The 17,418-nt window shown below is 69.3% G+C and carries 18 protein-coding genes and 1 tRNA gene; 18 read left to right on the forward strand and 1 reads right to left on the reverse strand.

What is annotated here, in order from left to right:
• Positions 1 to 4 precede the first annotated feature (4 nt).
• On the reverse strand, positions 5 to 1,306 hold the full coding sequence (locus tag EDD33_RS02000; RefSeq protein WP_123388897.1) for an aspartate aminotransferase type Ic: 1,302 nt from the start codon (positions 1,304 to 1,306) through the stop codon (positions 5 to 7).
• Positions 1,307 to 1,491: 185 nt separating this feature from the next.
• On the opposite strand from EDD33_RS02000, the gene EDD33_RS02005 reads away from it, so the two are divergent.
• The 18 genes from EDD33_RS02005 to EDD33_RS02090 all read left to right on the forward strand — a co-directional run bounded on the left by EDD33_RS02005 (position 1,492) and on the right by EDD33_RS02090 (position 17,416).
• Positions 1,492 to 1,564 (forward strand) — tRNA-Trp (locus EDD33_RS02005).
• Positions 1,565 to 1,632: 68 nt separating this feature from the next.
• Positions 1,633 to 1,860, forward strand: coding sequence for a preprotein translocase subunit SecE (gene secE, locus EDD33_RS02010; RefSeq protein WP_170169673.1), 228 nt, complete (start codon positions 1,633 to 1,635; stop codon positions 1,858 to 1,860).
• 94 nt (positions 1,861 to 1,954) lie between these two features.
• Entirely contained in the window at positions 1,955 to 2,818 is an 864-nt protein-coding gene (nusG, locus tag EDD33_RS02015) for a transcription termination/antitermination protein NusG (protein WP_425463830.1), read from the forward strand.
• Between the two features lie 107 nt (positions 2,819 to 2,925).
• Positions 2,926 to 3,354: a 50S ribosomal protein L11 gene (rplK, locus tag EDD33_RS02020; protein WP_056536169.1), complete on the forward strand. Its 429-nt coding sequence runs from the start codon at positions 2,926 to 2,928 to the stop codon at positions 3,352 to 3,354.
• Between the two features lie 109 nt (positions 3,355 to 3,463).
• The gene (rplA, locus tag EDD33_RS02025; RefSeq protein WP_123388899.1) at positions 3,464 to 4,177 is read left to right on the forward strand and encodes a 50S ribosomal protein L1; all 714 of its coding nucleotides are present in this window, start codon (positions 3,464 to 3,466) and stop codon (positions 4,175 to 4,177) included.
• 115 nt (positions 4,178 to 4,292) lie between these two features.
• Positions 4,293 to 5,120: an SCO4651 family lipoprotein gene (locus tag EDD33_RS02030; protein WP_123388900.1), complete on the forward strand. Its 828-nt coding sequence runs from the start codon at positions 4,293 to 4,295 to the stop codon at positions 5,118 to 5,120.
• Positions 5,121 to 5,426: 306 nt separating this feature from the next.
• Positions 5,427 to 6,092 carry a 50S ribosomal protein L10 gene (gene rplJ, locus EDD33_RS02035; RefSeq protein ID WP_123388901.1) on the forward strand — a complete coding sequence of 222 codons (666 nt, stop codon included), beginning with the start codon at positions 5,427 to 5,429 and terminating at the stop codon, positions 6,090 to 6,092.
• A 48-nt stretch (positions 6,093 to 6,140) separates the two neighbouring features.
• On the forward strand, positions 6,141 to 6,524 hold the full coding sequence (gene rplL, locus EDD33_RS02040) for a 50S ribosomal protein L7/L12 (protein WP_123388902.1): 384 nt from the start codon (positions 6,141 to 6,143) through the stop codon (positions 6,522 to 6,524).
• A gap of 355 nt (positions 6,525 to 6,879) precedes the next feature.
• On the forward strand, positions 6,880 to 7,833 hold the full coding sequence (locus EDD33_RS02045) for an ABC transporter ATP-binding protein (protein WP_123388903.1): 954 nt from the start codon (positions 6,880 to 6,882) through the stop codon (positions 7,831 to 7,833).
• A 7-nt stretch (positions 7,834 to 7,840) separates the two neighbouring features.
• Positions 7,841 to 8,626 carry an MlaE family ABC transporter permease gene (locus tag EDD33_RS02050; RefSeq protein ID WP_123388904.1) on the forward strand — a complete coding sequence of 262 codons (786 nt, stop codon included), beginning with the start codon at positions 7,841 to 7,843 and terminating at the stop codon, positions 8,624 to 8,626.
• A 4-nt stretch (positions 8,627 to 8,630) separates the two neighbouring features.
• On the forward strand, positions 8,631 to 9,458 hold the full coding sequence (locus tag EDD33_RS02055) for an MlaE family ABC transporter permease (protein WP_123388905.1): 828 nt from the start codon (positions 8,631 to 8,633) through the stop codon (positions 9,456 to 9,458).
• Positions 9,459 to 9,462: 4 nt separating this feature from the next.
• Positions 9,463 to 10,791 (forward strand): MCE family protein, encoded by a 1,329-nt coding sequence (locus tag EDD33_RS02060; RefSeq protein WP_246003318.1) that lies wholly within the window; start codon positions 9,463 to 9,465, stop codon positions 10,789 to 10,791.
• On the forward strand, positions 10,788 to 11,831 hold the full coding sequence (locus tag EDD33_RS02065) for an MCE family protein (protein ID WP_123388906.1): 1,044 nt from the start codon (positions 10,788 to 10,790) through the stop codon (positions 11,829 to 11,831). Before EDD33_RS02060 ends, EDD33_RS02065 begins: the two co-directional genes overlap by 4 nt.
• The gene (locus EDD33_RS02070; RefSeq protein ID WP_123388907.1) at positions 11,828 to 12,814 is read left to right on the forward strand and encodes an MCE family protein; all 987 of its coding nucleotides are present in this window, start codon (positions 11,828 to 11,830) and stop codon (positions 12,812 to 12,814) included. The genes EDD33_RS02065 and EDD33_RS02070 overlap by 4 nt, the downstream gene beginning before the upstream one ends.
• Complete coding sequence (locus EDD33_RS02075) at positions 12,811 to 13,989, forward strand: MCE family protein (protein WP_123388908.1); 1,179 nt, start codon at positions 12,811 to 12,813, stop codon at positions 13,987 to 13,989. The genes EDD33_RS02070 and EDD33_RS02075 overlap by 4 nt, the downstream gene beginning before the upstream one ends.
• Complete coding sequence (locus EDD33_RS02080) at positions 13,986 to 15,548, forward strand: MCE family protein (protein ID WP_123388909.1); 1,563 nt, start codon at positions 13,986 to 13,988, stop codon at positions 15,546 to 15,548. Before EDD33_RS02075 ends, EDD33_RS02080 begins: the two co-directional genes overlap by 4 nt.
• Positions 15,545 to 16,837: an MCE family protein gene (locus EDD33_RS02085; protein WP_123388910.1), complete on the forward strand. Its 1,293-nt coding sequence runs from the start codon at positions 15,545 to 15,547 to the stop codon at positions 16,835 to 16,837. Before EDD33_RS02080 ends, EDD33_RS02085 begins: the two co-directional genes overlap by 4 nt.
• A 3-nt stretch (positions 16,838 to 16,840) precedes the next feature.
• On the forward strand, positions 16,841 to 17,416 hold the full coding sequence (locus EDD33_RS02090; protein WP_148076912.1) for a hypothetical protein: 576 nt from the start codon (positions 16,841 to 16,843) through the stop codon (positions 17,414 to 17,416).
• Positions 17,417 to 17,418 lie beyond the last annotated feature (2 nt).

The following is a 17,418-nucleotide window of genomic DNA, read 5'->3' on the forward strand; positions in this document are numbered from 1 at the left end:
CGTCCTAGGCCCGGTCGGCGACGAGCTTCTCGGCGGCGGCGAGCCGCACGCAGGTGGCCACGGCCTCCATCGCCGCGGTCACCTCGGCCGGCTGCGGGAAGGTCGGGGCGAGGCGGATGTTGCGGTCGCGGGGGTCGTGGCTCCCGGGGAAGGCCGACCCGGCCGGCGTCAGCGCCACCCCGGCCTGCTTGGCCAGCGCGATCACCCGGCTCGCGGTGCCGTCGAGGACGTCGAGGCTGACGAAGTAGCCGCCGGCCGGACGGGTCCACGAGGCGACCTCGAGCCCGCCGAGCCGCTCCTCGAGCACCCGGTCGACCTCGGCGAACTTCGGCGCGATGATCTCGCGGTGCCGTGCCATGTGGTTGCGCACGCCCTGCGCGGTGCCGAAGAACTGCACGTGGCGCAGGTGGTTGACCTTGTCGGGGCCGATGGAGCCCTTGCCGAGGTGGGCGAGGTACCAGCGGACCGTCTCGACCGAGCCGCCGAGGAAGGCCACGCCCGCGCCGGCGAAGGTGATCTTGGAGGTCGAGGCGAACACGACGGGCCGGTGCGGGTGGCCCGCGGCGGAGGCGAGCGAGACGATGTCGGCGCTCTTCGCCTCGGCGGTGGTGAGGTGGTGCAGGGCGTAGGCGTTGTCCCAGAAGATCTTGAAGTCGGGCGCCGCGGTCGGCATCGAGGCCAGCCGCTCCGCGACCTCCTGCGTCACCACCGACCCGGTGGGGTTGGCGTACGTCGGGACCAGCCACATCCCCTTGATGCTGGGGTCGGCGGCCGCCAGTCGGGCCACCTCCTCGACGTCGGGGCCGTCCTCGTGCATCTCCACGGTGACCGTCTCGATGCCCAGCCAGTCGAGCAGCGTGAAGTGCCGGTCGTAGCCGGGCACGGGGCAGATGAAGGTGACCTTCTCCTCCTGGCCCCACGGGCGCTCGGAGTCGACGCCGCCGTGCAGCACGAGGTTGACGAGCACCTCGCGCATCATCACCAGGCTGGCGTTGCCGCCCGCGACGAGCTGGTCGGGCTCCAGGCCCAGCAGCTCGGCGAACATCTCGCGCAGCTCGGGCAGGCCCTCGAGGCCGCCGTAGTTGCGGGTGTCGACGCCGTCGCGGGAGGTGTGGCCCTCGGGCAGGTCCAGCAGGCGGGCGGACAGGTCGAGCTGCGCGGGCGCGGGCTTGCCCCGGGTCAGGTCGAGGGTGAGGCCGGCGGAGCGGAGGGCGTCGTACGACTCCTGGGCCGTGGCGAGGAAGGCGTCGACCTCCTCGGCGGGACGCTCGGCGAGGGGGCGGGGCTGGTCGGTCGGGGCGGTCACGCCACCATGCTCCCAGAGGTCGTGCACGACGCCACCTCCTGCTCGCCCGCTGCTCTGGACGGGCGCGAGCGGATCGGCGCGACGACGCCCGTGCCGGCCACCGGTTCGACTTGTCCGGGCCACCCCCGTAGACTCCGTGACTGGTGATTCCGGCCCATGGTTCGACCATGCCCGGAGATCGCCGTAGGGCACTAGCTCAACTGGCAGAGCATCGGTCTCCAAAACCGAAGGTTGGGGGTTCAAGTCCCTCGTGCCCTGCGAGACCCCTCGGAAGCCTCGGGGGATCCCCAACGCAGACCAGGTCGGCGACCGGAATGAGGAAGCACGTGACGGAGAAGGCAGTCCGCTCGGAGAAGGACTCTCGCGAGCGCACCGGCCCGCTCACGTTCTACCGCCAGGTGGTCGCCGAGCTCCGCAAGGTGGTGTGGCCGACCCAGCAGCAGCTGGTGACCTACTTCCTGGTGGTCCTGGTCTTCGTGCTCGTGATGATCGCGTACGTCTCCCTGCTCGACGTCGCGTTCGGCAAGGCGGTCTTCGCGCTGTTCGGCGACTAGCCCCGCCACGGGCTCCCGACCAGCAGCCCGCCCGGGGGACCGGGCAGCCGAGGACCACAGTGAGCAGGACCCTGACCCAGATGACGGAGTGATCGTGTCGCAGCGTGAAGACGAGCAGCCCACCGAGGCCGACTCGACCGGGACCGAAGCGGTCGAGGTGGCCGAGGAGGCCGTCCTGACCGACCCCGAGACAGGGCAGACCACCGAGATCGTCTCCCCGCCCGAGGAGGAGGTCGTCGACCCCGACTCGCCCGTGGACGAGGCCGGCGCGACCGACGAGGACGAGGACGAGGCGTCCGCCGAGCTGCCCGACATCGACGCGCCCCCGGCCGACCCGCTGGAGGAGTTCCGCCAGGCCCTGCGGGAGAAGGAGGGCGACTGGTTCGTCGTCCACACCTACTCCGGCATGGAGAACCGGGTGAAGGCCAACCTCGAGAACCGCATCACCTCGCTCAACATGGAGTTCTACATCCACGAGGTCGTCGTCCCGACCGAGGAGGTGGCCGAGATCAAGAACGGCCAGCGCAAGATGGTCAAGCGCACCGTCCTCCCCGGCTACGTCCTGGTCCGCATGGACCTCACCGACGAGTCGTGGGCCGCCGTGCGCCACACCCCGTCGGTGACCGGTTTCGTCGGGCACAGCCACCAGCCGGTGCCGCTGAGCCTGCAGGAGGTCGAGAACATGCTCGCCCCGGCCATCGCCGCGCAGGCCGCTGCCGCCGCCCCGGCCGAGTCGAGCAGCGGTGGTGGCTCCTCCACCAGCACCCCCCGCCAGCAGGTGGCCGTTGCCGACTTCGACGTCTCCGACTCCGTGATGGTGGTCGACGGTCCGTTCGCCACGCTGCACGCGACCATCACCGAGATCAACGCCGAGGCGCAGCGCGTCAAGGCGCTGGTCGAGATCTTCGGCCGGGAGACCCCGGTCGAGCTGAGCTTCACCCAGATCCAGCGCGTCTGAACCTGGACCGCCCTGATGCCGGGCCGGCGCCAGCCGGACCGGCGCGAAACACACCTGTGGCAGGGGCCGTCGGCCCCGTCATGACCACGTAGAGAGAGAAGAGAGCAATGCCCCCCAAGAAGAAGATCGCTGCCCTGGTCAAGGTGCAGCTCAACGCTGGCGCCGCGACCCCGGCCCCGCCCGTCGGTACCGCCCTGGGCCCGCACGGCGTGAACATCATGGAGTTCTGCAAGGCCTACAACGCCCAGACCGAGGCCATGCGCGGCAACGTGATCCCCGTCGAGATCACCATCTACGAGGACCGCTCGTTCACCTTCATCACCAAGACCCCGCCGGCCGCGGAGCTCATCAAGAAGGCCGCCGGCGTCGCCAAGGGCTCGGGCGTGCCGCAGAAGGACAAGGTCGGCAAGCTGTCGAAGGACCAGGTCCGCGAGATCGCGACGACCAAGCTCCCCGACCTCAACGCCAACGACCTCGACGCCGCCGTCAAGATCGTCGAGGGCACCGCCCGCTCGATGGGCATCGTCACCGAGTGACCGACCCGCCGGCGCGCCCCGGGGCCGTACCCCGACGACGCCGGCACCACCGTGGCAGAGCCGCGCTGGCTCATCGCGACCACACCTTCCGAGAAACAGAGGAACAACCATGCAGCGCAGCAAGACCTACCGCGCGGTGGCGGAGACGTTCGACCAGGACGAGCTCCACGCCCCGCTGACCGCCATCCAGATCGCCAAGGGCGGCGCCAAGAAGAAGTTCGACGAGACCCTCGACGTGGCCATGCGCCTCGGCGTCGACCCCCGCAAGGCCGACCAGATGGTCCGCGGCACCGTCAACCTCCCGCACGGCACCGGCAAGACCGCCAAGGTCCTCGTGTTCGCCAACGGCGACAAGGCCGAGGCGGCCCGTGAGGCCGGCGCCGACGTCGTCGGCGGCGACGAGCTGATCGAGAAGGTCAACGGCGGCTGGCTCGACTTCGACGCCGTCGTCGCGACCCCCGACATGATGGGCAAGGTCGGCCGTCTGGGCCGTGTGCTCGGCCCCCGTGGCCTCATGCCCAACCCGAAGACCGGCACGGTGACCCCCGACGTCGCCAAGGCCGTGACGGACATCAAGGGCGGCAAGATCGAGTTCCGCGTGGACCGCCACGCCAACCTGCACTTCATCATCGGCAAGGCGTCGTTCTCCGAGGCCCAGCTGGCCGAGAACTACGCCGCGGCGCTCGAGGAGGTGCTGCGGCTCAAGCCCGCCAGCTCCAAGGGCCGCTACATCCGCAAGGTCACGGTCTCCACGACCATGGGCCCCGGCGTGCAGGTCGACCCCAACCGGACGCGCAACGTCGCCTCCGAGGACGAGGCCTGACGAACACCCGTCAGCACGCGCGTAGTGCTCCCGCCGAGGCGGCTGTCCTGAGAGGATGGCCGCCTCGGTCGTTTCTGCACCCGTGGTCGACCGCCCCGTCCTCGGAAGGTGCCCCATGCGTCGTACGTCCCTGATCCGTCTCGCCGTCGTGCCCGTCGTCAGCCTCGTCGTGCTGACCGGGTGCGGCTCGTCCGAGGAGGGGTCCTCGTCCGGCGGGTCGTCCTCGGGCTCGAGCAGCTCCGCCGAGGACAGCGGCAGCGGCGAGAGCGCCGAGGCCGCCGAGCCGCTGACGAAGGGCGACTTCGGGGACCGCATCTACGCGGCCTTCAAGGACGCGGGCACCCTGAAGTTCGAGATCACCCAGACCGGCACGGCCTCCAGCACGGGCTCGGGCGAGGCCGACATCAGCGGTGAGCAGGTGGCCTCCAAGGTCACCCAGGAGGTCCAGGGCGCCGGCAGCGTGGAGGCGATCGTCCTCGACGGCCTCTTCTACCTCAAGTCGGCCCAGATCAGCGGCGAGAAGTGGCTCAAGGTCGACCCCGAGGCCAAGGACGGCCTCGGCGCCCTGGTCGGGTCCCTCGGCGGCAACAGCGACCCCGCCAAGCTGCTGCAGGTGATGAACCAGGCCTCCGAGGTCACCGACGAGGGCACCGAGGAGGTGGGCGGGGTCGAGACGACGAAGTACCACGTCGTGCTCCCGCGCGAGGCCTTCGCCGAGACGCTCGGCGACAACCCCCAGATCACGCAGATGCTGCCCGAGACCGTCGAGTTCGACATGTGGGTCGACGGGGAGGACCTCGTGCGCAAGCAGGCCTCCGAGCTGACCGTGGGCGGGCAGAAGACCGCCAGCACCATCCTCTACAGCGGCTTCGGCGACCCGGTCGAGATCGAGGCCCCGCCGGCCTCGCAGACCACCACCAAGGCCCCGGGCCTGGGCGGCTGAGCGCCCACTCCCCGTGCCACCGTGCGGCCCGCGACCGATTTGGTCGCGGGCCGCAGTGCGTCTATCGTTCTGCGTTGTAGCCGAAGACCGTCGGTCGGCCACTCCCCGGAGTGGTCCGAAGGGCCCGCACCGCGGGCGACCTGCGTAGGTGACACCGAGTGGCTCGCGGATTCCGCGACGTACGCCCTGTGCACCTGCACGGGGCGTCTTGCATGTAGCCCTCCTCGTCGGTCCCGGTTGCGGGACGCCGGTCAATCCGTCCGGCATCCCTGCACGCACCAGTGCACCGACGTTGGAAGGAGACCCATGGCGCGGCCAGACAAGGCAGCAGCCGTCGCGGAGATCGTCGACGCGTTCAACGACTCCACGGGCGCTGTGCTGACCGAGTACCGCGGGCTCACCGTGAAGCAGCTGCAGGACCTGCGGCGAGTTCTCGGCGAGAACGCCCACTACGCCGTGGTCAAGAACACGCTGACCAAGATCGCTGCCAAGGAGGCGGGTGTCGACGGTGTCGACGCCCTGCTCACCGGCCCGACCGCCATCGCCTTCATCAGCGGCGACGTGGTCGAGGCAGCGAAGGGTCTGCGTGACTTTGCCAAGGCCAACCCCGCCCTCGTCATCAAGGGCGGTTACGTCGACGGTGCCTCGATGGAGGCTTCGGAGATCGCCAAGCTGGCGGACCTGGAGTCCCGCGAGGTCCTGCTGGGCAAGATGGCGGGCGCCATGCTCGCCAGCCTGAGCCAGGCCGTCTACCTCCTCAACGCCCCCGTCGCGCAGGTGGCCCGGCTCGCCGGTGCCCTGCAGGCGAAGGCCGAGGAGGACCCCACGATCCTCAAGGGTGGGGCCGGTACGCCGGCCGCCCCGGCCGAGGACACCGCAGCGGAGGAGGCCCCCGCGGCCGAGCCTGCTGCAGCCGACGAGGCGCCCGCCTCCGAGGACAGCACCGAGGCCACCGAGAGCACCGAGGCCTGACATCCCCGTCCGCGGCATCCCGCGGGCACCACTGAAAGGAACGCCACCATGGCGAAGCTCAGCACCGACGAGCTGCTCGACGCTTTCAAGGAGATGACCCTCCTGGAGCTCAGCGAGTTCGTGAAGCAGTTCGAGGACACCTTCGGCGTCACCGCCGCCGCCCCCGTCGTCGCGGCCGCCCCCGGCGCCGGTGCCGGCGCTGCCGAGGCCGTCGAGGAGCAGGACGAGTTCGACGTCATCCTCGAGGGTGCCGGCGAGAAGAAGATCAACGTCATCAAGGAGGTGCGTGCGCTCACGAGCCTGGGCCTGAAGGAGGCCAAGGACCTCGTCGAGTCCGCCCCCAAGGCCGTCCTCGAGAAGGTCAACAAGGAGACCGCCGAGAAGGCGAAGGAGTCCCTCGAGGGCGCCGGCGCCTCGGTCTCCCTCAAGTGAGACCGTCCCGGTCGGCCCCAGGGCCGGCCGGGACCCCGCACCACGACGATCGCCTCGCGATCGATGCACCCCGGACCGTCATGGTCCGGGGTGTTCGTCGTCTCCCGGGGGACCGGTGCTGACGTCGGGGTGCGCCTGGCGCGTCCGTCGGTGTACACATGGTCACCGGATCGTCCGTCTTGTTTTGAGACGAGTGGTCCATCCGCAGGACGCCTCCGCAATGCTGCCGTAACTTAGCCCCGGGCTACTCGTTGGTACGCGGGAGCAGGGGGGCTGCATCCGCGTACGCGCGCCGCGGCGACGGAACACCGTGCGACCGCGGCCGCAACGGACGAGAAAGGGAGAGGGAGACCACATGGGTGTCGAGATCGAGATCAAGGATCTGACGAAGAGCTTCGGCAACCAGCTCATCTGGGGCGACGTCTCCCTGACCGTCCCCGCGGGCGAGATCTGCGTGATGCTCGGCCCCTCCGGCACCGGCAAGTCGGTGTTGCTCAAGACCATCATCGGCCTGCTCAAGCCCGACCGGGGCAGCGTGGTGATCGAGGGCGTCGACATCGCCTCGTGCCCGGAGAAGGACCTCTACGAGATCCGCAAGCTCTTCGGTGTCCTGTTCCAGGACGGCGCGATGTTCGGCTCGATGAACCTCTACGACAACATCGCCTTCCCGCTGCGCGAGCACACCAAGAAGTCCGAGTCCGAGATCCGCGACATCGTCATGGAGAAGCTCGACCTCACCGGCCTGCTCGGCACCGAGGACAAGCTGCCCGGCGAGATCTCCGGCGGCATGCGCAAGCGCGCCGGCCTGGCCCGCGCGCTGGTGCTCGACCCCGAGATCGTGCTCTTCGACGAGCCCGACTCGGGCCTGGACCCGGTGCGCACCTCGTTCCTGAACCAGCTGATCGTCGACCTCAACGCCCAGATCGACGCGACCTTCCTCATCGTCACCCACGACATCAACACCGCCCGCACGGTGCCGGACAACATCGGTCTGCTCTACCACAAGCACCTGGCCATGTTCGGTCCCCGCGAGATGCTGCTGTCCTCGGAGGAGCCGGTGGTCCGGCAGTTCCTCAACGCCCAGGTGGTGGGCCCGATCGGCATGTCCGAGGAGAAGGACGCCGACGAGCTCGAGGCCGAGAAGGACATGGACCTCCCGCCGCTGCCGCCCATCCCGATGCAGCTCGAGCCCAGCAACGGCCAGCCCCGGCGCAGCCAGCGCGACCCCGGTGCGTGGTGCAAGGAGAACGGTGTCGAGCCCCCGCCCGGCTCGTTCGAGGAGAACATGACCATGACGACGGGCAGCTGAGGCGCGGATGGCCTCACTCACCGCGAGCAAGGTGCTGAAGCCCATCGGGGCCTCGGGCAAGCTGTTCGCCTTCGCCCTCGACATTTTCCGGCAGCTGTTCCGGCGTCCTTTCCAGACCCGGGAGTTCATCCAGCAGGCCTGGTTCCTCGCCTCGGTCACGATCGTCCCGACCGCACTGGTCGCCATCCCCTTCGGTGCGGTCATCGCGCTCCAGGTGGGTGGTCTGATCAAGCAGTTCGGTGCGCAGTCGTTCACGGGATCCGCGTCGGTCCTCGCGGTCGTGCAGCAGGCGGCGCCGATCGGCACCGCGCTGCTGATCGCCGGTGCCGGTGGCAGCGCCATCGCGGCCGACCTCGGCGCCCGCAAGATCCGCGAGGAGCTCGACGCCATGATGGTGCTGGGCATCGACCCGATCCAGCGGCTCGTGGTCCCGCGCGTGCTGGCCTGCATGATGGTCGCGGTCTTCCTCAACGGCATGGTGAGCGTCGTCGGCGTGGCCGGCGGCTACGTCTTCAACGTGGGCCTGCAGGGCGGCACCCCGGGTGCCTACCTCGCCAGCTTCACCGCACTGGCCCAGCTCCCCGACCTCTGGGTGGGCCTGGTCAAGGCGTTGATCTTCGGGCTGCTCGCCGCAGTCGTGGCCGCCTACAAGGGCGTCAACGCCGGTGGTGGGCCCAAGGGCGTGGGTGACGCCGTGAACGAGTCGGTCGTCATCACCTTCGTGCTGCTGTTCATCGTCAACTTCGTCGTCAGCGCGATCTACCTCCAGATCGTCCCACCGAAGACGGGCTGAGCAGATGGTCAAGGTCAAGGACGTCGCGGGCAAGCCGCTGGGCGCCGTGGACAGGATGGGCGAGGAGCTCGCCTTCTACCTGCGCGCGCTCGCGGTCACGCCGCGCTCGGTCAAGCGCTACCCCAAGGAGATCCTGCGGCTGCTGGCCGAGGTCACCCTCGGGTCCGGCGCGCTCGCCGTCATCGGCGGCACCGTCGGGGTCATCCTGGCGATGACCTTCTTCACCGGTGCCCAGGTCGGCCTGTCGGGCTACGCCGCGCTCGACCAGATCGGCACGGCCCCGTTCGCCGGGTTCGTGTCGGCCTACTTCAACACCCGTGAGATCGCGCCCCTGGTCGCCGGCATCGCCCTCGCGGCGACCGTCGGCTGCGGGTTCACCGCCCAGCTCGGCGCGATGCGGATCTCCGAGGAGGTCGACGCCCTCGAGGTGATGGCCATCCCGTCGATGCCGTTCCTGGTGACCACGCGCATCGTCGCGGGCCTCGTCGCGATCATCCCGCTCTACGTCGTCGGCCTGATGTCCTCCTACCTCGCGACGCGGCTGACGGTGACGCTGTTCTACGGACAGAGCCCCGGCACCTACGACCACTACTTCAACCTCTTCCTGCCGCCGGGCGACGTGCTGTGGTCCTTCGGCAAGGTGCTGGTGTTCTCGGTCGTGGTGATCCTCATCCACTGCTACCACGGCTACACCGCGGGTGGCGGTCCCGCCGGCGTGGGTGTCGCGGTGGGACGCGCGGTCCGCACCTCGATCGTCGCGGTCAACGTGATCGACCTCTTCCTGTCCATGGCGATCTGGGGATCTGCCACCACCGTGAGACTGGCGGGGTGAGGTCATGAGCAAGTTCTTGATGAACCACAGGTTCCTCGGCATCGTCTTCATCGGCCTGCTGATCCTCGGCGTGTGGCTGGTCAGCGCGATCTTCGGCCAGAAGTTCACCGACTTCGACCGGGTCGCCCTGACCACCAGCAACGCCGGTCTCAACCTGCCCGAGAAGGCCGACGTCAAGATCCGCGGCGTCATCGTGGGCCAGGTGATGAGCGCGGAGTCCGAGGGCGACGGCGCCAAGCTCGAGCTGGGCATCAAGCCCGACTCGATCGGTCAGATCCCGCGCAACGTCAGCGCGGCGATCCTGCCCAAGACCCTGTTCGGCGAGAAGTACGTCGACCTCACCGTGCCGGAGCAGCCCTCCTCCAAGCCGCTGCAGGCCGGCGACGCGATCAAGCAGACCGACCTGCCGGTCGAGGTGGAGAAGGTCCTCAACGACCTCTACCCGCTGCTGCGCGCGGTGCAGCCGGCCGAGCTCAACTACACCCTCAACGCGCTGGCCGAGGCTCTCGAGGGGCGCGGCGACAAGCTCGGCGAGGGCCTGGTGACCCTCGACGGCTACCTCAAGCGGATGAACCCCGAGCTGCCGGCGCTGCTGGACGACCTGCGCCTGCTCGCCAGCGTGACCGACACCTACGCCGACGTCTTCCCGCAGCTGGCCGACACCCTGCGCAACACCACCAAGACCGGCAACACGTTGGTCTCGAAGGAGCAGAAGCTGAACGCGTTCCTGGTCGACCTGACGTCGTTCTCCGACACCACGACCGGGTTCCTCAACGACAACGGCAACAACCTGATCCGGCTCAGCCAGCTCAGCGAACCGATCGTGGCCCTGCTGGCGCGCTACTCCTCGACGTTCCCCTGCATGCTGGAGGGCCTGGTCAAGCAGGTGCCCCGGCTGGCCTCGACCTTCCGCGGCTACATCTTCCACATCGACCTGGAGCTGCTGCCCAACCAGCCACGCGGCTACACCAGGGCGGACACCCCGGTCTACGGCGCCTCCAACGCACCCAACTGCGCCGGGCTGCCCAACCCGCCGATCCCCTACCCCAAGTTCCCCAACCTCGACGACGGGGTGGACGGCATCGGCAAGGGCGGACAGCGCGCCACGCCCGGCTTCGCCGCCGGCGGCACTGCGACCGAGGCCGCTGCCACCAGCATCGGTCAGCCGAACCGCTCCCGGATGAGCGTGGGTCCCTCGGGCACGCCGTCGCAGAAGGCGTTGATCAACTCGCTGCTCGCCCCGTCGCTCGGCGTCCCGGTCGACGAGATGTCCGACGTCTCGACGCTGCTGTTCGCCCCGGCCTTCTCCGGCACGGAGGTGAGCGTGCGATGAGCATCCTCGACAAGAAGACCAGCAGCGACCTGGTCAAGCTGATGGCCTTCATCCTGGTGACCTCGCTGGCGACCGGTGTGCTCGTGGTGCTCATCGGCAACTTCACCTTCGAGTCCAGCCGCAACTACAAGGCGGTCTTCTCCGACGCCACCGGCGTGGTGAAGGGCGACGACATCCGCATCGCCGGGGTCAAGGTCGGCAGCGTCAAGGACGTCAAGGTCGTCGACCGGGAGCGGGCGCAGGTGACGTTCAGCGTCGCCAAGAGCTCCACCGTGACGCAGTCCTCGACCGCCCGGATCCGCTACCGCAATCTCGTGGGGCAGCGCTACATCGCGCTGACGCAGGGGGTCGGCACGCTGGACCCGCTGCGCGAGGACGCGACCATCCCGATGGACCGCACCGAGCCGGCGCTGGACCTGACCGTGCTGTTCAACGGGTTCAAGCCCCTCTTCGCCGCCCTCTCGCCGTCGGACATCAACAAGCTCTCCGCCGAGGTCATCTCGGTCTTCCAGGGCGAGGGCGGCAACCTGACCGCGCTGCTCCAGAGCACGGCGTCGCTGACCAACACCCTCGCCGACCGCGACGAGGTGATCGGTCAGGTGATCGACAACCTCAACTCCGTGCTGGCCACGCTCGCCGGCCGCGACCGCGAGCTCAACCGCCTGATCACCGACTTCCAGACCCTCATGGCCGGCCTCGTCGAGGACCGGGAGGCCATCCTCGGCTCGCTCGACTCCGTCTCGGTGCTGGCCAACGAGACCTCCGACTTGGCGGTCGGGATCCGGCCGTCGCTGGTGCGCGACGTCAAGGGCCTGCGCAAGACGGCGGGCAACCTCAACAAGGACCGCGCAGAGATCGACCGGGCACTGCAGGTGCTGCCGATCAAGCTCCGCAAGATCGGGCGCACCGCCGTCAACGGGTCGTTCTTCAACTTCTACCTGTGCCAGTTCAACCCCAACATCACCGTGGCGGGGCAGCCGCTGGCGATCAAGTACGACACCAACCAATTCGGCGCCGACAAGAGGTGCAATCTCGGATGAGTGTTCCGTTCCGGGAGAGAAATCCCGTCATCATCGGTGCCATCAGCATCGCCGTCCTGGCCGCGCTCATGCTGGCCGCGTTCCGGGCGGGCGACCTGCCGCTGATCGGCGGCGGCAACTCCTACAAGGCGGCCTTCTCCGAGGCCAGCGGCCTCAAGGCCAACGACGAGGTCCGCATCGCCGGCGTGCGCGTGGGCAAGGTCGACTCCGTCGAGCTGGCCGGCGACGAGGTGCAGGTCAGCTTCAAGGTCGACACGCCCTCGAAGTTCGGCACCCGGACCGAGGCGCAGATCAAGGTCAAGACGCTGCTGGGCGACATGTACCTCGCGCTGCTGCCCGCCGGTGACGGCCAGCTGAAGGAGGACACCACCATCCCGCGCAGCCGGACCCAGTCCGCCTTCGACGTCGTCTCGGCCTTCGAGGGCCTGGCCGACAAGGCCGCGAAGATCGACGTCGACCAGCTCGGAGAGTCCTTCGACGTGCTCGCCGACCTGACCCAGGACACCCCCGAGGGCTTCCAGGGCACGCTCCGGGGGCTCTCGCGGCTCTCCCAGACGGTGGCCAGCCGTGACGAGCAGATCGGCGAGCTGCTGCAGAACCTCGACACGGTGTCCGGCACGCTGGCCGAGCGCGACGAGGACATCGTCGCGCTGATGAAGAACAGCGACATCCTGCTGCGCGCGCTGGTGGCACGGCGCGAGGCGGTGCACACCCTCCTCGTCTCCACCGACCGGCTGGCACGCGAGCTCACCGCCCTGGTGCGGCAGACGCGCGCCGACCTGAAGCCGGCGCTCGACAACCTCCAGGGCGTGGTCAACGTGCTCATCAAGAACCAGAACAACCTCGACGAGTCGCTGCGCCTGCTCGCGCCGTTCTACCGCGTGTTCACCAACGTCCTCGGCAGCGGTCCGTGGTTCGACACCTTCATCGCCAACCTGCCGCCCGCCCCAGGGCTGCCCACCGCGACGGGGGGCAACGGATGAAGACCCTCGGCAAGGTCAACCCGATCATCGCGGTGATCCTGGTCGTGGCCCTCGTGGCTGCCGCCCTCGCGCTGTTCTGGCCCGGTTCGGACAAGCGCACCGTCACCGCCGACTTCCCGCGCACGGTCAGCCTCTACGAGGGCTCCGACGTCCGCATCCTCGGCGTGGCCGTGGGCAAGGTCGAGAAGGTCACCCCCGTCGGCGAGGCCGTGCGCGTGAAGCTGCAGTACGACGCGAAGTACAAGCTGCCGGCGGACGCCAAGGCCGTCGTCGTCGCGCCGTCCATCGTCGGGGACCGCTACGTCCAGCTCACCCCGGCCTACTCCGGCGGCGACCAGCTGCCCGACGACGCCAAGCTGGGGCTGGACCGCACCGCGACCCCGCTCGAGCTCGACGAGATCTTCTCCAGCCTCAACGACCTCAACATCGCCCTCGGGCCGGAGCAGTCCAACCGGCCGCGTGACAACGGCGTCGGCCCGCTGACCCGCCTGCTCGACTCCACGGCCCGCAACCTCGGCGGCCAGGGAGTGGAGTTCAACAAGACGCTGAAGAACGTCGGCGAGCTCACGCAGACGCTGTCGGACAACAAGGACGAGCTGTTCGGCTCGCTGGAACAGGTGCAGGACTTCACCAGCACCCTGGCCGAGAACGACCAGACGGTGCGCCAGTTCAACGACTCGCTGGCGGGCGGCGCCAACCTGCTGGCCGACGAGCGGCAGGAGCTCGCGGCGGTGCTCAAGAGCCTGGGCATCGCGATGGCCGAGGTGCGCACCTTCATCCGCGACAACAAGGGTGCGCTCTCGCGCAACATCTCGGGGCTGAACAGGCTCACCAAGACGCTGGTGAAGCGACGGGCCGCCCTGGACGAGACGTTGCAGTACGCCCCGGGTGCGCTCAACAACCTGTTCCTGGCCGGCAACACCGATGCCGGGACCCTGGACACCCGCGACAACGTCGGCGAGCTCTTCGAGTCGCTCGAGACCCAGCCGTTGACCGCCCTGTGCACCATCGCCGGCGGCGGCCTCCAGAGCCAGGCCTGCAAGACCATCCGCGATGCGCTGGGCGACCTGCCTGCCCCGCGGGCCACCCCCTTCCAGGGCGACCCCGCGACCAAGCCCCGCGTCCCCGAACCCGTCGACCGCTCGCTCGGCGGCCTCGTGGAGGTGCAGCGATGAAGACCCCCCGTGCGCTGTCGCGGCTGGTGACCGGCCTCGTGGCCGGTGGCCTGCTCCTGTCCGGCTGCTCGGTCTACGACGCCCCCCTGCCCGGCGGGCCCGACACCGGTGACAGCCCGATCGAGGTCACGGCCAGGTTCCGGGACGTGCTCGACCTGGTGCCGCAGTCGACGGTCAAGATCGACGACGTGTCGGTCGGCAAGGTCACCGCGGTCAAGCTCAAGGGCTACGTCGCCGAGGTGACGCTGCGGCTGCCCAAGGACGTCGCCCTGCCCGACAACGCCCGGGCCCAGATCCGGCAGACCAGCCTGCTCGGCGAGAAGTTCGTCTCGCTGGCCCCGCCGGAGGACCCGAGCGACGCGCGCCTGTCCAACGGCGACGTGATCGGGCTCGACCGCACGGGCCGCAACCCGGAGATCGAGGAGGTGTTCAGCGCCCTCGCACTGCTGCTCAACGGCGGTGGTGTGGGCCAGCTGAAGACGATCGTGTCGGAGCTGAACAACACCTTCGAGGGGCGCGAGGACGAGATCCGCTCGGTCCTGACGCAGCTGCGCTCCTTCACCGGCCAGCTCGACGAGCGTCGCGCCGACATCGTCGCGGCGATCGAGAACACCAACCGCCTCGCCGCTGCCGCGAGGAAGCAGAGCGGCACCATCGAGAACGCGCTCGACGACATCCCCGGTGCGCTGCGCTCCCTCAACCGCCAGCGCGACGACCTGGTCAAGCTGCTCAAGGCGCTCAACCGCCTCTCCGACGTCGGCGTCCGGGTGATCCGGGCGTCCAAGGAGTCCACGATCAACACCTTGCGTGACCTCGGACCCGTGCTGGACAACCTGGCTGCCGCCGGGGAGAACCTGCCCAAGTCCTTCCAGGTCTTCCTCACCTACCCCTTCATCGACGAGGCCGTCGGTCGCAGCCCGGTGGTCGCCAACAGCATCAAGATGGGCGACTACACCAACCTGTCGGTCGACCTCGACCTCGACCTCGCCGACTTGCCCGCACTGCCCGGACTCCCCGATGCCGTCTGCGACACCCTTGGTCAGGTGCAGCGGGAGACCGTACGACGCTCGCGCGAGGCGGCCGCGCGGGTGGTCCGGCCCCTCAAGCAGGCGGGAGCCCCTGCCGCGGTCACCGACGCCATCGAGGACGAGCTGGTCACGGCCCTGGTCGACCGGTTCCTGGGCCAGGCCAAGCGCCAGTGCGAGGCCCCGGACCTGGGGGCCCTGGTCGGCTTCGGACGCGGCGAGCTCGAGGACGTCATCGAGGACCTGCCCCAGCGGCTCCGAGACCTCCTGAACGCGGTCCCCGGCATCGGTGACGTCGTCGGCGACGTCGTCGGTGGCGTCCTCGGCGGCGCCACGGGCGGCGGTACGACCTCGGGCTCGGGCGGGGGCGGTGCGGGCGAGGGATCCAGCGGCCTGGGCGGCGTCCTCGGCAACCGACCCGCTCCGTTCCAGGTCGAGGACGACCGGCAGATCGATCCCTTCGGGCTGGCCCGCCACGGGTTCGACCCCGGGGTCGGGACACTCCTGCTCCAGGGGGTGGCGACGCAGCGATGATCACCGCACGCACGAAGCGACAGCTGCTCATCTTCCTGGTCATCACGGTGGTCGGGGTGACCTACGTGGGCGCGCGCTACGCCCGCCTCGACCGGCTGTTCTACGACTCCTCCTACAGCGTCACCGCGCACTTCAAGGAGTCCGGCGGCATCTTCACCGACGCCGAGGTGACCTACCGCGGCGTCCAGGTCGGCCGCGTCGAGGAGCTCAAGCTCACCGACGCGGGCGTGGACGTCGTCCTGTCGATCGAGAAGGACCACGACGACATCCCGGCCGACAGCCTGGCCCTGGTCGGCAACAAGTCCGCGGTGGGCGAGCAGTACGTCGAGCTCCAGCCGCAGAGCGACCAGAAGCCCTACCTGAAGGAGAAGTCGGAGATCGCGGCCGACAAGACCTCGGTGCCGGTCTCCACCACCGAGATCCTCACCAACCTCGACAACCTCGTGCAGTCGGTCCCGCAGTCCGATTTGCGCACGGTGGTCGCCGAGTCGGGAGCCGCCTTCCAGGGCGCCGGTCCGGACCTGGCACGCATCATCGACACCTCGACGTCGTTCATCGACACGGCGAACGCCAACTTCGAGACCACCCAGAAGCTGATCCGCGACTCCCGGGTGCTGCTGCAGACCCAGGTCGACAAGGAGTCGGCGATCCGCAGCTTCTCCCGCGACCTGTCGCTGTTCACCGGCACCGTGGCCGACTCCGACCGCGACCTGCGCCGCCTCATCGACGAGGGCTCCGCGACCGCCAACGAGCTGCGCAGGTTCCTGGAGAACAACCGGGTCAACCTGGGCGAGCTGATCAGCCAGCTGGTGACGACCAACGAGGTCGTCGTGAAGCACCTCGACGGCATCCGCCAGGTCCTGGTGATCTACCCCTACGTGGTGGCCGGCGGTTACACCGTCGCGGCCAGGCAGACCACCGGCGAGGACAAGGGTGCCTACAACGCCCGCTTCGGCCTGATCCTGCAGCAGCAGAGCCCGACGTGCAGCCAGGGCTACCTGCCCAAGCGCGACCCGCGCACCGACCGCGAGGACAGGCCGCTGCCCGAGGACGTCGGTTGCCGCGAGAGCGGCACCAACCTGCGTGGCGCGGAGAAGACCCCGAGCAACCGCACCGGCACCGCCTACCGGTCACCGGTGGCGACGTACGATGCCGAGACCGGCGACGTGCAGTGGACCGACCCGGCCGACGGCCAGGTGGCCTACGACGGGGGAGCGGCCAAGCTCTTCGGCGACGACTCGTGGAAGTGGACGCTGCTCCAGCCGGCACTGCCCGACGACCAGGAGTAGACGTTGCCCGTCCTTGACACCGGCGAGACCACGGGTCCCGCCCCGGAGACCGCCGCGCGCCCGCCTGCTCGCTGGCGTGTGCTGCTGACCGTCGTGCTCGGCTCCGTCCTGGTGCTGGGCCTGGTCGCCGTGGGCTACCTCGCCTACCGGCTGCAGAACCCGACCACCGCGCCGTTCCGGCCCACCGCCGGCTCGGCCGTCCCGACCGGTGCCGACCGTCGGGACGCCCTCGACGTGGCGGAGCAGTTCGCCCTGCGCATGGACACCGTCGACGGCGCCGACATCGACGGCTACGTCAAGGGCATCAACGAGATGCTGACCACCAAGGCCAAGACCGAGAACGTCAAGACCTTCGACGCCATGAAGGAGTCGTACGCCGCGGCCGAGGTCAAGGGCAAGGGCCAGGTCCTGCAGCGGGGCATCGCCGACATCGACCCGGACTCCGCCACCGTGCTCGTGGCCCACGACGCCGACGTGAGCACCACGCAGGGCGACATCGAGCACCACTACCGCTGGACCGTCGAGCTGGTGAAGGTCGACGGCGAGTGGCGCGTCGACGACTTCACCCCGGTCAACTAGGA

This window comes from Nocardioides aurantiacus, assembly GCF_003752505.1.
Classification (GTDB): Bacteria; Actinomycetota; Actinomycetes; order Propionibacteriales; family Nocardioidaceae; genus Marmoricola; species Marmoricola aurantiacus.

What these genes read in the sequence shown, in the direction of transcription:
- rplK (WP_056536169.1), top strand. Translation starts at nt 2,926, where the DNA reads ATGCCCCCCAAGAAGAAGATCGCTGCCCTGGTCAAGGTGCAGCTCAAC.
- rplA (WP_123388899.1), top strand. Translation starts at nt 3,464, where the DNA reads ATGCAGCGCAGCAAGACCTACCGCGCGGTGGCGGAGACGTTCGACCAG.
- EDD33_RS02030 (WP_123388900.1), top strand. Translation starts at nt 4,293, where the DNA reads ATGCGTCGTACGTCCCTGATCCGTCTCGCCGTCGTGCCCGTCGTCAGC.
- rplJ (WP_123388901.1), top strand. Translation starts at nt 5,427, where the DNA reads ATGGCGCGGCCAGACAAGGCAGCAGCCGTCGCGGAGATCGTCGACGCG.
- rplL (WP_123388902.1), top strand. Translation starts at nt 6,141, where the DNA reads ATGGCGAAGCTCAGCACCGACGAGCTGCTCGACGCTTTCAAGGAGATG.
- EDD33_RS02045 (WP_123388903.1), top strand. Translation starts at nt 6,880, where the DNA reads ATGGGTGTCGAGATCGAGATCAAGGATCTGACGAAGAGCTTCGGCAAC.
- EDD33_RS02050 (WP_123388904.1), top strand. Translation starts at nt 7,841, where the DNA reads ATGGCCTCACTCACCGCGAGCAAGGTGCTGAAGCCCATCGGGGCCTCG.
- EDD33_RS02055 (WP_123388905.1), top strand. Translation starts at nt 8,631, where the DNA reads ATGGTCAAGGTCAAGGACGTCGCGGGCAAGCCGCTGGGCGCCGTGGAC.
- EDD33_RS02060 (WP_246003318.1), top strand. Translation starts at nt 9,463, where the DNA reads ATGAGCAAGTTCTTGATGAACCACAGGTTCCTCGGCATCGTCTTCATC.
- EDD33_RS02065 (WP_123388906.1), top strand. Translation starts at nt 10,788, where the DNA reads ATGAGCATCCTCGACAAGAAGACCAGCAGCGACCTGGTCAAGCTGATG.
- EDD33_RS02070 (WP_123388907.1), top strand. Translation starts at nt 11,828, where the DNA reads ATGAGTGTTCCGTTCCGGGAGAGAAATCCCGTCATCATCGGTGCCATC.
- EDD33_RS02075 (WP_123388908.1), top strand. Translation starts at nt 12,811, where the DNA reads ATGAAGACCCTCGGCAAGGTCAACCCGATCATCGCGGTGATCCTGGTC.
- EDD33_RS02080 (WP_123388909.1), top strand. Translation starts at nt 13,986, where the DNA reads ATGAAGACCCCCCGTGCGCTGTCGCGGCTGGTGACCGGCCTCGTGGCC.
- EDD33_RS02085 (WP_123388910.1), top strand. Translation starts at nt 15,545, where the DNA reads ATGATCACCGCACGCACGAAGCGACAGCTGCTCATCTTCCTGGTCATC.